Annotated in this window: 14 protein-coding genes; 8 read left to right on the top strand and 6 right to left on the bottom strand. The window is 68.3% G+C overall.

What is annotated here, in order from left to right; genetic code table 11:
- Positions 1 to 3 precede the first annotated feature (3 nt).
- The 5 genes from KEG57_RS13055 to KEG57_RS13035 all read right to left on the bottom strand — a co-directional run bounded on the left by KEG57_RS13055 (position 4) and on the right by KEG57_RS13035 (position 5,460).
- Positions 4 to 879: a hypothetical protein gene (locus KEG57_RS13055; protein ID WP_272419777.1), complete on the bottom strand. Its 876-nt coding sequence runs from the start codon at positions 877 to 879 to the stop codon at positions 4 to 6.
- A 4-nt stretch (positions 880 to 883) separates the two neighbouring features.
- Positions 884 to 1,495, bottom strand: coding sequence for a hypothetical protein (locus KEG57_RS13050; protein WP_272419778.1), 612 nt, complete (start codon positions 1,493 to 1,495; stop codon positions 884 to 886).
- An 80-nt stretch (positions 1,496 to 1,575) separates the two neighbouring features.
- Positions 1,576 to 3,222, bottom strand: a complete 1,647-nt coding sequence (locus KEG57_RS13045; protein ID WP_272419779.1) for a DUF255 domain-containing protein — start codon at positions 3,220 to 3,222, stop codon at positions 1,576 to 1,578.
- 35 nt (positions 3,223 to 3,257) lie between these two features.
- The gene (locus tag KEG57_RS13040; RefSeq protein WP_272419780.1) at positions 3,258 to 3,632 is read right to left on the bottom strand and encodes a cupin domain-containing protein; all 375 of its coding nucleotides are present in this window, start codon (positions 3,630 to 3,632) and stop codon (positions 3,258 to 3,260) included.
- 49 nt (positions 3,633 to 3,681) lie between these two features.
- The gene (locus tag KEG57_RS13035) at positions 3,682 to 5,460 is read right to left on the bottom strand and encodes a hypothetical protein (protein ID WP_272419781.1); all 1,779 of its coding nucleotides are present in this window, start codon (positions 5,458 to 5,460) and stop codon (positions 3,682 to 3,684) included.
- 97 nt (positions 5,461 to 5,557) lie between these two features.
- Between KEG57_RS13035 and KEG57_RS13030 the strand changes: the two genes are divergently transcribed.
- The 3 genes from KEG57_RS13030 to KEG57_RS13020 all read left to right on the top strand — a co-directional run bounded on the left by KEG57_RS13030 (position 5,558) and on the right by KEG57_RS13020 (position 7,517).
- Positions 5,558 to 5,944, top strand: coding sequence for a DUF423 domain-containing protein (locus KEG57_RS13030; RefSeq protein WP_272419782.1), 387 nt, complete (start codon positions 5,558 to 5,560; stop codon positions 5,942 to 5,944).
- Positions 5,945 to 5,999: 55 nt separating this feature from the next.
- Complete coding sequence (locus tag KEG57_RS13025; RefSeq protein WP_272419783.1) at positions 6,000 to 7,049, top strand: hypothetical protein; 1,050 nt, start codon at positions 6,000 to 6,002, stop codon at positions 7,047 to 7,049.
- Positions 7,050 to 7,136: 87 nt separating this feature from the next.
- The gene (locus tag KEG57_RS13020) at positions 7,137 to 7,517 is read left to right on the top strand and encodes a hypothetical protein (protein ID WP_272419784.1); all 381 of its coding nucleotides are present in this window, start codon (positions 7,137 to 7,139) and stop codon (positions 7,515 to 7,517) included.
- On the opposite strand, the gene KEG57_RS13015 is transcribed toward KEG57_RS13020, so the two are convergent.
- The gene (locus KEG57_RS13015; RefSeq protein WP_272419785.1) at positions 7,518 to 8,216 is read right to left on the bottom strand and encodes an alpha/beta hydrolase; all 699 of its coding nucleotides are present in this window, start codon (positions 8,214 to 8,216) and stop codon (positions 7,518 to 7,520) included.
- Between the two features lie 102 nt (positions 8,217 to 8,318).
- Between KEG57_RS13015 and KEG57_RS13010 the strand changes: the two genes are divergently transcribed.
- The 5 genes from KEG57_RS13010 (at position 8,319) to KEG57_RS12990 (ending at position 12,751) form a co-directional block, all read left to right on the top strand.
- Positions 8,319 to 8,954, top strand: a complete 636-nt coding sequence (locus KEG57_RS13010) for a hypothetical protein (RefSeq protein WP_272419786.1) — start codon at positions 8,319 to 8,321, stop codon at positions 8,952 to 8,954.
- A complete protein-coding gene (locus KEG57_RS13005; protein ID WP_272419787.1) occupies positions 8,951 to 10,270 on the top strand; it encodes a radical SAM protein in 1,320 nt (439 codons plus the stop codon). The genes KEG57_RS13010 and KEG57_RS13005 overlap by 4 nt, the downstream gene beginning before the upstream one ends.
- Positions 10,267 to 11,406: a formylglycine-generating enzyme family protein gene (locus tag KEG57_RS13000; protein WP_272419788.1), complete on the top strand. Its 1,140-nt coding sequence runs from the start codon at positions 10,267 to 10,269 to the stop codon at positions 11,404 to 11,406. Before KEG57_RS13005 ends, KEG57_RS13000 begins: the two co-directional genes overlap by 4 nt.
- Before the next feature lie 109 nt (positions 11,407 to 11,515).
- Complete coding sequence (locus KEG57_RS12995) at positions 11,516 to 11,854, top strand: helix-turn-helix domain-containing protein (RefSeq protein ID WP_272458504.1); 339 nt, start codon at positions 11,516 to 11,518, stop codon at positions 11,852 to 11,854.
- A 63-nt stretch (positions 11,855 to 11,917) separates the two neighbouring features.
- Positions 11,918 to 12,751, top strand: coding sequence for an SIR2 family NAD-dependent protein deacylase (locus KEG57_RS12990; RefSeq protein WP_272419790.1), 834 nt, complete (start codon positions 11,918 to 11,920; stop codon positions 12,749 to 12,751).
- Positions 12,752 to 12,766: the final 15 nt, after the last annotated feature.

Here is a 12,766-nt window from a genome sequence, read left to right as displayed (position 1 = left end):
ATTTCACGATTCCGGATCGTCCTGCCTGAGCAATGCGCTGAGGTGCGCGATTTGCCAGGCATGTTCCTCGCTGTGCGCCTGCTCGGCGCGGGTTCGTGCTGCCGCGGAATCGGCGGGCGGAGTCCGCGGTGTCCACAGCGATCGAAGCCACGACGTGAAGCCGCCGGGCGCCGTTTCTTCGGGGATCGAGGCCGCCACGTCCTCGGCGGCGCGGACCGCGGCGAGGCGAGACACCTCGATGGCGGCGCGGCTCGCCGCTGCTTGTCGTCGCTGAACCAGCCGGGTCGCAATCGCGCCGGCATCCAGCTCCGATTTCGCGGCCCACGCGCCCGGTCCCCGTGAAGCGGCCGCTTGCATGGCGGCATCGAGCTCGACGTCGGTCCACATTTCCTCGGCCTTCCATTCGTGCTCCGCGTCGGCCTCGGCCGCGGCCATCTCGGCGGCCGCCTCCGCGACGATGGCCGCCGCCTCGGCCGCGGCTCTTGGCGCGCGGGCATCCCATGCCTCGACGGCCCTGCGCGCCTCCGCGCCCACGTCTGCGAGCACGCGCGCCGGGGCCAGATTCCGCTTCAGCATGGCGTCGGCCAATGCAATGCTGCCGAAGAAACCGTTGGGGGAAGGTTTGTCCTCTTCCGGGGCCGGCTTCCAGGGCCATGACCCTTCGATCCATTGCTGCACCCGCCGGATCGCCTCGCAGCTCGACGCCTCGGGCTCGCGCCGCGCTTCTCGCTCCCCGTCCAGGGCCCGGGCGGCACAATCGCAGGCAAACCGCAGCAGCACGGATGCGGGAATACCCCCCGCGCCGATCACCCGTGCGAGGCGTTCGTCCGCCGCGATCGAACCATCGGCGAGGAGATCGTGTGCGCCTTTCTTGTTCAAGGGATCAGCGACAATGATCCGGCGGCAGCGGATGGACCGCGTCTGCCGGGGAAAACGGATACCACACGACGGCGATCGTGCTCACGCGACCCGAGCTGCACATCAAGGTCACGTCGAGGAACAGGTCCTTCTCGTAATGCTTGCAGGTCGTGTACGCGCCCACCGAATCTGTGAAATCGAGCGCCGCGGCGGCCTCCTCGCAGGTTTTTCCCCAGATGGACAGCGGCCCGTCCGCGTGCTGCTTCACCCAGTCCGCCGCGCCCACGTGGATATCGATCATCAGCCCTCCGGAGGGCATGACCGACACCGTGGGCCCGTCCTTGTACCGGATCTTGTCGCTCTTCCGTTCCCCCTTGCCCCAAGCCGCCTCGACGTCGTCCAGCGTGGCCCTGGCGCGCACGCCTGCAATGGAGAGGAAATCCCGATAGCCGAAGACCTTCGGCGTGGATGCAGGCGGCGGAGGCGGCGGTTCGGAGGGCGGCTCGGCGCCCTTGGGTTCCTGCGTCGTCGTGGTCACGGGCGGCACGGAAGCGGCCACCGGCGGCGTGGGAGCGCTCGCGCAGCCAAGGGCGCCGAGCATCAGCACGAGGGGTATGGATCGTATCGAGGGCTTCACGCGTCCTCCTGCACGAAGTGGCGACGTAGTGTTCCACGAGCCTGCTCGTTCCCGCAAGCCCTTGAAGCTCCGCGTTTTCTTCAGCGCGCACCCGGCCAAGGAAAAACGCCCGCCTCGTCGAGCGCGAGCAAGAACTCCCCGACCATCCGGCCCTGCTCCGCCACACCGCGCGGGCTCCCGATGGCCACGAGTGTCCTCTTGGCGCGCGTGAAAAACGCTTGATCTCCCGTGATCCGTCCGAGCCCCGCGAGGAACCGCGCGGCCTGCGTGTTGCTCACGAACGGCCGCTCGCGCCGCGCGAACACGCCGACCGCCGAAGGATCCTTCGTGTGCGCGAAATATGCCCCCGTCGCCTCGTCGAGCAGTGTTTTCTCCATCGTCTCTGCGATCCGGAGCGCGGTGTCACGGTAGGTCGCGTTTTGCGTGACCTCGAAGAGCCGTACAAGCGCCCGGCCAAACCCCGCGGCGTCCGCGAGATAATGAACCGGCGAACGGTTCTTCGCGTCGTGCTCGACCGCGCCGCCTTGCCCCACGTGGCTCGCCATCACCAGGGCCGCGGCCCGCTCCGCCCGTGCAAGGGCGTCCTTGTCGCCCGACGCCTCGAACAGGGTGCACATCGCCGCAATGGCGAGCCCATTCTCGTAGGCATACACGTGCTCGTCGATCCGCGGAATCCCCAGCTTGCGCCGCCCGGCGTCGTCGAGACGATAGTACACGTCCCCGTCGATGAACGGTTTTCCCTCCTCGTGCGCGCCCACGTCCGCGTCCTGGCTCACGAGGAAACCGCCCTCGGCATTCGACAGGAAGGTCGAGAGGTACCGCGCGATCCCGCGTGCGTCCTCGAGCAGATCCTTGCGGCCCGCGGCCTTGTGCGCGGCGGCGTACGCTTCGAGGTTCGCCGCCTGGTAGGGCATCAATTTCTCGTAATGGGGCTCGGTCCAGGTCGATCCCGCGGAATACTGGTAGATGCCGCCCCAGACCGGATCGAGGATCGCGCGCTGTTTTTCCAGCGTGAACACGGCGCGCCGAAGCGCGAGCGCGTCCCCGTGCGCCGCGCGCCGAAGCTCGAACTGCACGTTCGCGCCGAGCGGCGACTTCTGAAAATCACCCCAGCTCCCCTGTTCTCGGTCGAAATACCGGTCCATGTCGATCGAGACCCGCGCGGCGATCCACGGAAGCGCCTCGGGCGCGGGGACGATTCGCGCCGGATCCGGCGACTTCTCCCCGCTCTCCGCGTCCGCCTGGGCGATCGCTTCGAGGATGGGCAAGAGCTCGTCCGGCGGCAGGTATCCGCGATATTTGCCGATCTCCTCGGCGTCGGGCGAGAGCAGGATCGTCGCCGGCCAGCCCCAGTCGGCATACCGTTCGCCGATGTCCGGGCGCTCGTCGATGTCCACGCGAATGGCGACGAATTTTTCGTGAAGGAGGCGGCCCACGCGTTCGTCGAGGTACGTCGTCTCGTCCATCACGTGGCACCAGTGACACCACGAGGCCGCGCCGTCGAGGAGAATGAATTTCCGCTCGGCGCGGGCGCGCGCGAAGGTCTCCGGCGAGAACGATTGCCACGTGAAGAACTGCTTCTTCTCCTTCGCCCGCGCGAGCGCGAGGTTCACCGCGTCCGGCGTCCCCTCGCGCACGAGCCCGCGCGAGGCGGCGGGGGGCGCTTTGGGCGCGGCGCTGCAGCCGAGGACGAGCACGAGGGCAGGAAGCAAAAGACGTCGCCTCACGCCCCACGTACGCGCGGCCCCGCGCCGCGGATCCTTCACGGATCTCCCGTGGGCTGAATGGCCGTCGTCTCGACCATGAGCATGACGGTCCTCCCCGGGGCCCTCGGCCGATGCATCACCCCTTTCGTGATCGTCGCGCCCTGCTGCGGCCCGAGCTCGATCGTCCGATCCTCCAGGTCGATGAGCAGCTTGCCTTCGAGGACGAAAAAGAACTCGTCGTCCTCGTCGTGCTTGTGCCAATGGAAATCGCCCTCCACGACCCCGAGCCGCACCACGCTGCCATTGACCTGCGTGAGCGTCCGGTTTTGCCATTTCTCGGTGCACGCGGCGACGACGGAGGGGACGTCGATGCGCTCGAGGTGCTGGAACTTCACGTCGAGGTTGATGTTGTACTTGTCGCGGTCGGTCATGCGAGGGCTCCTCCCTGGGCGCGATGCTACCGTCGTTCGCCGGCCACCGCTAGAGGTTCAGCATATGGAGCGCGATCGCCGCGGCGCGCTCCGTTTTTCGTTCTTCGAGGTACGCCGTGATCTCCGGGACGAGCCCGACGAGCTTGCCGTATTCGCCGAGCGCGCGCGTTCGGGCTCTCGACACCTCGAGGAAGTAGATGTGCGCGACCTTCTTCCGATCCGGCGGGTCGGGCTGCATGTAGCCGCGCAAAATCGCGCGCGCCGTATCCATCGACGCGCCGGGCGCGCCCGAGGCGTGGAACGTGATCACACGCTCGAACGAGGGCTGAAAGTACTTCCACACCTCCGCCGTCGCAGAATCGATCGGAATCGGCGCGAGGGCCTGCTGTTCGAGCCAGGCGCGCACCCCGGCGTGCCGCTCGATCCATCCCGGATGAACCAGGAGGGCGCGCGCCACGACCGACCACAAGGGCTGCTCGTCCGCAGGGTAGGCAATCGCCGGATGATGTTCGTCGCGGCTCCGGTCACGCGGGCTGACCTGCTCGGGCTTCGCCGTGAGAAGCTTTTCAAGGAGCTTTACGCGCCGCGCCTCGTCCACGCCGTCGAGGCCCAGCGCGACATCCATGCGGCAAACGGACTCGGTGTCGAGGCGGATGCGCTCTCCGTCGAAGATCGGCGCGATGAACGCGTCGAAGCGTCGTGACGCCTCGGCGGGCGGCAGCCATCGGCCGAGCTCGTTGAGCACGTAGCAGCGGGGCGCATTGAAGCGCAGCGTTTCGAGCTCCTGGTCGAGCTCGCGCACGCGGGCGAGCGCGGCGGCCTCCGGGACCTTTCCGCTCCCAGGCTCCATGTAAAGCAATTCCTCCTGGGCATACATTCGATCTCGTCGCGGCCGCGGGAGCTCCACCCCGCTGACCGATTTCTGCGGGGTATCGAGATCGAAGAGCGCCCCGCGCGCCACCTCCGCGAGGTCCCGCGCCGCGCCCGGAGTGCCCTGCGTCAGCGGGACCTCGCCTTTCGCCGCGAGGATCTCGTTCACGAGCGCCCGCGCCTCCCGCTCCAGGCCAAAACGCACGCCGTACGTGCCCAGATCGTTGATCTGCAGGAGCACGAGCTCCAGCGAGGCCGCGTCCGCGGGCCCTGCGAGCCTCCGCTTGATTTCGGGGAGCGAGCCGCGGAGGATCGCCGGCCCCTTGTCGCCCACCGCGCGCTCGGGATGTCCCCAGAGCATATGCTCATAGATGGCGGAGGTCGCGTCGTGCAAGAGGAGCTGCTCGCGCGCGTCCTTGCTCTTGCGCACCCGATCGAGAAGGAGCCGCCCGCCCTCGGGGACATTGCTGACCACCCAGAACGCGGGAATGCTGGCGAGCGCGAGATATCGGACGAAGGATTTGGGCGGACGTGGCCCGGGTTCGTCCGGGCCGAGCTCGTACTCCGTGATGCTCGCCTCGTCCCGCTTGACGAGCGCCATGAGGATCTCCGCGTCGTGCACGGTGCGGATGCGCGCGACGAGCAAGCGTGTGAAGTGGAGGGGTTTTTCGTCGAACGCCGCCGCGCTCTCCGCTTCGAGCTCTTCGTCGCAAGGCGGCGCGAGCAGGAGATCACTGACGTCGGGGAAAAGCCGGGGGATCGTTTCGAGGATATGGGCTCGGACGAGCGGCGAGGCGCGCTCGGCTCGTTCCCGCTCGCGCCGCATCAGGGCGAACATCTCGTCGGGGACGGGACGGCCAACCTGGGGGACCGCGCCGGTGAGGCACGGCGGAGCGCTCATCGAGCAGGCAGAGAGCGCGAGGGCGAGGGCGAAGGGGACCGCGGCACGGAATTTCATCGGGCAGGCAACATACCGCGACAACCGGGCTCCGTCCCAGGTACTTTCGTGCTTCCGGGTTCGTGCACGAACGCTGTGCGCGCGTCACGCTCCACGCATGGAACGTTTTTCCCTCCTGCTCGCCGGCGTGGTCGGCTTCCTCGGGGTCGCGCTCGGCGCGTTCGGGGCGCACGGCCTCAAGAAATGGGTCACGCAGTTCCCGGACGCCGAGCAGCGCCTCGGCTGGTGGCAGACCGGATCCCAATACCACCTGCTCCACGCCCTTGCGATAGGCCTGACGGCATTGCACCCCACGCCGACGAAGGAGGGCAGCGCCCTCGCGCCCTGGTTCTTCCTCGGCGGGATTTTTCTATTTTCAGGCAGTCTTTACGTCATGACGCTGACCGGTCGTCGCGTGCTCGGCGCGGTCACGCCCCTCGGCGGCCTCATGCTGCTCGCCGGCTGGCTCGCCATTGCGTTGAACGCCCTCTTCGCGACGGCATGACTCCTGCTAGGATCGGGATTGCCGGGGCGCGGATGGGCGCCCCGAAGGAGCCAGAATGATCTTTGCTTTGACGTCCAAGTCTCGTCGCTCGTCTCCTGCTGCCCGACGGCGTGCCACTCTGCGCCACGGGCGCTCCCCGCTCGCCAGGGAGAAAACGCGCCTCGTCGCCCATTTCCGCACGGTCCTCGCCGAGCTGCGCGCCCGTGATACGAGCCACCTTTCGCCCGAGCAACGCGCGGCGCGCGCGGGCTTGATCGCCGAGCTCCAGCGTTATGCCCGCACCGGGCGTTTCCCGCGGAACCTCGATTTCCCTGGGATCCGGATGCCCTATTTCGTCGACGCGTTCGGGACGCGTTGCGCGATGGCGTACCTCATCGAGTCGACGGGCGAGACCGATCTCGTCGCGCGCGTGGCAAGGACGGCGAACAACGCGTTCATTCGCGAGATCGAGGGAGACGCCGCGCTCCGCGCCTGGCTCGATCGGGCGGGGCTCACGGCGGCGGAGGCGGCTCGGATCCAGCCGGAGTATTGCTTCGAGTCCAAGGCCGACGCCTGCTTCTGCAACAATACCGGCGTGGGGAACGTCGCCGTGGCCGAGGCGACCGTGACTGCCGTCACGTCGGGGGGAACGGCCACGGTGAAGGTTGACGTCCTTCACGGCGATGCCTCCGTCGCCATGGTGGGCGACACGCTCACCAACGTTTCGAATGCAGGCAACACCGTCGGTGCCCCGGTGCTCGTCCCGATCCACGAGCAAGGCGCCGGCCTGGCGGTGCGGCTCGACGCGAATGGAACCGCGGAGGTCGTCTGCGGGTTCGACGTGCCCAAGATCTCGAAGCAGGACGCGATCAACGCAATGCTCGCGACGACCAGCGACGGCGAGGGTTCTGCCTGCTCGAACTACCTCGCGAAGAAGGACGCCGTATGGGGCGAGTCGCAGTGCGACGGGAGCGACGGCGGCGGCTGTGCGCTCACGGCCGGAGGCAGTGGCAGCGCGTCTCCGCTGCTCCTCGGCTCGCTCGTGCTCGCCGCCGCGACGTTCGCGCGACGGAGGCGCGTGGCCCGGAAGCGAAAGGCGTCGACGCAAGCCTTTACGAATCGCTAGCCCACGCGCCGCGCGCGTGAAGGAGCCTCCGGGGCGTCCGGTCTGGACAGGCCCCGGAGGATTCTGTATATCCGTTTCGAGGAACGGATGAAGCGGCACGCACCCACGAGCGCCGCCGGAGAAGGCAAGGCGCGGAAACTCGTGAAGATCGGTCCGAGCGGGAAAGCTCGCGTCGCGCCGATGCCCGAGCGTGCGCCCGTGGAGATGGTGAGGCGGCGTGCGCCTGCCGAGCGCCATTCTCTCCCCACGCTCGCCTCCCGGCGGAGCGGAGCGGTCCGCGGCGTGGGCGCTTGTTATGCCTGCGCGGTGCTCGGGGAGGTTCGCCTGTACGAAGCGGTCGACGTGGGCAAGGTGCTGCTCTGCGGCCCTTGCGCGGACAAGGCGCGCAACGAGACGTTCGGCCGTCCCGAGCCGCTCGACCACGCCATCATGGTCGGCGGGTTCGAGACGAACCGCAGGCGGCACTGATCACGTCGTCGCGCCCTGGAGGATATCCATCGCCTCCCGGAGCATGCCCTGGGGCACGTAATGGTCCCCGTCGAATTCGCGGTACGTCACGTGATATCCCGCGGCTTCGAGAGAGGGGACGATGTTCCGGCTGCATCGAACGGGGAGGACGGGGTCGTTCACGCCGTGGCTGATGAAGACCTCGGGCGCCCCCACCTGCGTGAGCGGCCGCATGAATCCGGGGGAAAACGCGAAGACGAATCGGAAGAGGTCGCCATTCGTGAGGCCGAGGGAGAGGGCATACGAGGCCCCATCGGAAAACCCCTCGATCGCTATCCGCGTGGGGTCCACGGCGAGGCAATCAAAGGCGGCGGTGAGCGCGCGATCGATGCGGGCGACGTCCGAGCCGTATCCGCCGCGGAGCAGGTCCCACGTCGAGCCAAACGAATCGGGCGCGACGAGGATGACGCCGTCGCGCTCGGCTTCCGGGCGAATGGCGTCGATGCGATGGCGGGCCTCGCCGCCGGCGCCGTGCAGGCAGAGCATCAGCGGGGTCGGGCGGGCGGGATCGTAGCTCGAGGGGATGAAGAGGATCCCGTCGCGTTTGTCGCCGAGGCCGAGCGGCCTGTCGCCGCGCTGGGCGTCGTCGCGGGGGCCGGGCGTGGGGCGGGCGTGCAATCGACCGAGGTCACGCGGATCGAGCTTTCGTGCAGCGCGCATGGTGATCTCCCCGAGGGAGGTGGTGCATGCGCCGGCCCAGACGGAAGGGGGGCCCTGCAAATCCGTGTCGTTCCTCGAACGGGCGCATGATACCGTCCGCGAATGGCGAAGAAGCGGGAGGTTCAGGTCAACGCGGTATCTCGTTACGAGAAGTCGTCGGGCCGCCTCGTGCTCGAAGAATATTCGAGCTGCGAGGTGCCGGCGGGGTGTGGCGGGGCGATCCTCCGATGGATCGACCCGCAAGAAGCGCTGCCGCTGCACCTGTGGGGCTGGACGACGGGCGGGGCCGACTTCTTCTTCGACGGCGCGCCCTTCACGTCGAGCCGCGTCGATGCGCGCGCGGGGCGCCACGTGCTCGCGCTCTCGGTGCGCCCGAAGGACGGCCTGCCGCCGCAGCTCGCGCTCGCGCTCAGGTACTCGGACGACGGCCCCGAGGGGACCGTCGAGCCCGATCGTTCGCGGTCGATCGGGCGCAAGGTCGAGGTCCTCTCGGGCGCGGGTGCCGTGATGCTCGGATCGACGACGCCGCCGAAAGGGGAGGGATGGCGCGAGCCTGGTTTCGACGACAGCGGTTGGCAGCCCCTCGTCCGCATGAAGGCCGCGACGAAGGATCCCGAGAAAAACTGGCACCTCGAGCAAGTGCTGAAGACGGGCGCGCGTGTCATCGGTTTGCCAGGACAGACAGGTCCGCTCTGGGTGCGCTGCACCTTCGACATCGCCCTGGGAGGTGCCCCGTGAGCCCGCGCCCGCCCCTCGTGCTCGTGCCGCAGTTCTTCGGATCGACCGTCTTCGATCGACGAACTTCGCGGTATTTTCCCTTCGATCACGAAGCGACCGACGTCCTGCTCCGCGCTCGCTCGGTCTCGCTCGGCGATATGATCGACGCCGCCCCGCCCGAGCGAAAGGATGCGCTCGGCGCGTTCGCCGAGGCGTTCTATCGCAAGGACTTTTTCACCCACGATTTGCGGTTCGACGGGGAGGCCCTCGACCTCGTGCCGCCGGCCGATCATCTCACGGGGCCACTCGCCGTGCACCTCGAGGTCGTTGCCGCGTGCAACCTCACCTGCTCGCATTGCTTCGCCGGTGAGCTGCCGCGCCGCGAGCCGCCGCTCACGCTCGCCGAGCTCGATACGTTGTTCGCCACGCTGGCCCGAATGGGATCGTTCCGCCTCGGTCTCACGGGCGGCGAACCGCTGCTCCGCAAGGATCTCTTCGACATCCTCGATCTCGCGACGAGCCACGGCCTGCACCCGTGCCTCACGACGAACGCGCTCATGCTGACCGAGGAGACCGCGAAGAAGCTCGGCGAACGGTCGCTCGTCTGGCTCAACGTCAGCCTCGATGGGGCGACGGCCGCGACGAACGACGCGGTCCGCGGCGCGGGGACGTTCGATCGGGTGCTCGAGAAGCTCGCGATGCTCCGTGCGCACGCGCGATTCTCGCTCGCGTTCACGGTGATGCGGCACAATGCCGACGAGGCGCGCGCGTTCGCCGAGCTCGCCGCGAAGACGGGCGCATTCACGGCCGTGTTCCGGCCGCTTTATCCCGTGGGTTCGGCCGAGGCGCGGGAGGAGCTCTGGCCGTCGTTCGCCGACTACGAGCGCGCGCTCGATTCGATCTGGACCCTCGGCGGAGACGAGGCGGGCCGCTCCGCCGCGGTGCGCGCGATCGATCCGTTCTCCCCGAAGAGCCGCCACGATTCGCAGGCCGTCGTCCACGACAACTGGGGGTGCGGCGCGGGCAATACGGTCTGCTCCATCTCCGTCGGCGGCGACGTGAACCCCTGCAGCTTCCTCGGGCCCACGTTCGTCGAAGGCAACATCCGTCGCACCCCGTTCGATCGCATCTGGAGCGAGGGCGAACGATTTCGCAGAATCCGCGGGCTGCCCGGCGACGGCACGGGCACAGCGACGTTCGGCGGCGGTTGCCGCGCGCGCTCGCTCGTCATTGCCGGAGACGTCAATGCCCCTGATCCCTGGCTCGCCGAGCATGAGCGCGTACCGGCCCGCCGCAATCCGCTCACTGTGCTTCGGGCGCAGCGGAGGCTCGCATGAAACCTTTCGACACGGAATGGCTCCTCTCGGCCGAGCGCGTTTTGCCCTCGGCCGCGGAGCTCTTGAACCTCGCCGCGAACCTCGCCGCGCAAGGAGAGCTCGAAAAGGCCGCGACCGCCTGCGACGCCGCATTCAACGTCGCCCCGGACGATCCCGACGTCACCTCCGCGCGTGCGCTCCTGCTCGATCGGCTGCGCCTCGAGGAGCACGGCCTCGTCTTTCGATACGTGCCCGCGGGGCCCTTTCTCATGGGCGCGGAGGACGGCGACCCCGACGAGCGGCCCGTGCACGCGGTCGAGCTCGACCCATTCTGGATCACCGAAGTCCCCATCACGTGGTCCGCGTATCACGCCCTCCTCGGCTGGCCGCCGCCGCCTTCCGGCTTGCCCCAGCACAAACCGATGCGGGACCCGAAGACGGGGAAGTACGACAACGAGCTGTTTTCCCTTCACAACGACCACAAGATTCGCCGCCAGTATTGCGAGAGCGAGACGATCCAGGCCCGCGACTGGCACGCACACGCCCCCGAGCAAGCGTGGCGAAGCGGCCGCGACGGCGAGCACGTGACGACCTCCAAAGAGTTGTTCGGCGACGTCCCGCGGAACGACGCGACACGCCCCTGGACGTACGACCAGAAGCCGATGGTCGCGGTCTCGTGGGCGCAGGCGAACGCGCTCGGAACGGCCCTGTCGAACGAGCGCGTGATCTACCGTTTGCCCACCGAGGCCGAGTGGGAGAAGGCCGCCCGTGGCGGGTTTGTCGGCCGTCGTTATCCGTGGGGCAACGATCCGCCCACGCCCGAGCTTTGCGACTTCGGTCGATTCGACGCGTTCTCGATCCGTCCGCCCCAGGCCCTCCCGCCGAACGGGTACGGCCTTCGCGGGATGAGCGGCGGCGTGCGGGAATGGACGGCCGACGGATACGACGCCGCGTACTACGCCGAGAGCCCGCGCGCGCGCCCCACGGGACCCGCGACGGCGAGGCGGAAGCAGCGCGTGCTCCGCGGAGGCTCGTGGGCCGATTGCGCGTGGGCGGTGCGTGTCTCCTTCCGCATGGGCCTCGACCCCAACAAGGCGAGTGATCCGACGATTGGATTTCGCCTGTGCCGGACGGTCCGAGGGACGACGCGGCGCTGACCTCTGCACGCGCGGACCGGGCGGTGCGGGCCTGCCCCGCGCGTGGTCCGCGCTACCCGCCGCCAAACTTTCGTTTGTCGCCGGAGCAAGGTTGTGGCATCGTAACATCATGCCCAGACGAACCATACCTTCTCCCGCAGCCGCCAAGGTCGGCGCGCGCATCCGCGCGCTTCGCCTCGAGCGAGGTCTGTCCCTCCAGCACGTTGCCGATGTCGGACAACTGTCGAAGGGGCATCTCTCCAGCATCGAGCACGGCCTCGCGGCGATCACCATCGAGACGCTCGTGCGCATCGCGCAAGGGCTCGACCTATTGCCGATGGATCTGCTCACGTTCCCGGAGGACGACGAGCGCGGTCGCATCGCCGACATCATCCGCACCAAGATCGGAAAAAAAGAGCTGCCGAAGCTCCGGCGTGAGCTCTCGGCGCGCGGCGCGGGCAAGGCCTGAGATCGCCCCGGGGGGGGGTCGCTCCGTTCTCCACGCCACGCCTTCCGTGCTACCATCCTGTCCATGCAGGACGCTCTCGCTGCGCTCACGGACGCCGTGCGGTCCACGCAAGCCGACCAGATCTTGATCGTCACGGGCGCTGGCGTCAGCCACGCCAGCGGGATCCCCACGTTCCGCGGCAGCGATCCCGACGCCATCTGGAAGCGCGACGTCACCGAGCTCGGCACCCACGCGTTTTTCTGCGAGGACCCGGCGGGCTCGTGGCAATGGTATCTTTCGCGATTCGAGAACCTCGAAGGCAAAAAGCCGAACCCGGGGCATCACGCCATCGCGGCGCTCGAGCGATTCCAGATCGAAAGGGGCGGCGAGTTCCTCCTCATCACGCAGAACATCGACACGCTGCACGAGCAGGCCGGGTCGCAGCGCATGATCAAGGTCCACGGGACGAGTGATCGGTATCGGTGTTCGCGGGTCGACTGCGAGCTCGGCGCCCCGGCGGGATCGATCGCGGCGAGTGAGGTCGATCTCGCGGCGTTCCGGGCAAACCCTGTGGAGGCGAACGTGCCTCGTTGCCCTTCGTGCGGCTCCTTTCTGCGGATGCACGTCCTCTGGTTCGACGAGACGTATGCCGGCCACCACGATTACCACTGGAGGCGGGTGGGCTTCGCCGCGCAGGTGCAGGCGCAGCTCGTGATCTTCGCGGGCACGTCCTTTTCGGTTGGCGTGACCGATCTCGTGACGAAACTCGCGCTCCGGCGGCGCGTGCCCGTCTTCAACATCGACCCCACGCCCCGCGTCCACGAGCGGGGCATCATGTCCATCGCCGCCGGCGCGGAGGTGGCGCTCGTCGAGGTTTGCAAGCGGCTCGGCGTGGCCGATGCGGCGGGGTGGGCCTGAACTTTCTTGCCTCCG

Source organism: Polyangium jinanense, from assembly GCF_028435365.1.
This window is presented reverse-complemented; position numbering and strand designations above follow the sequence as displayed.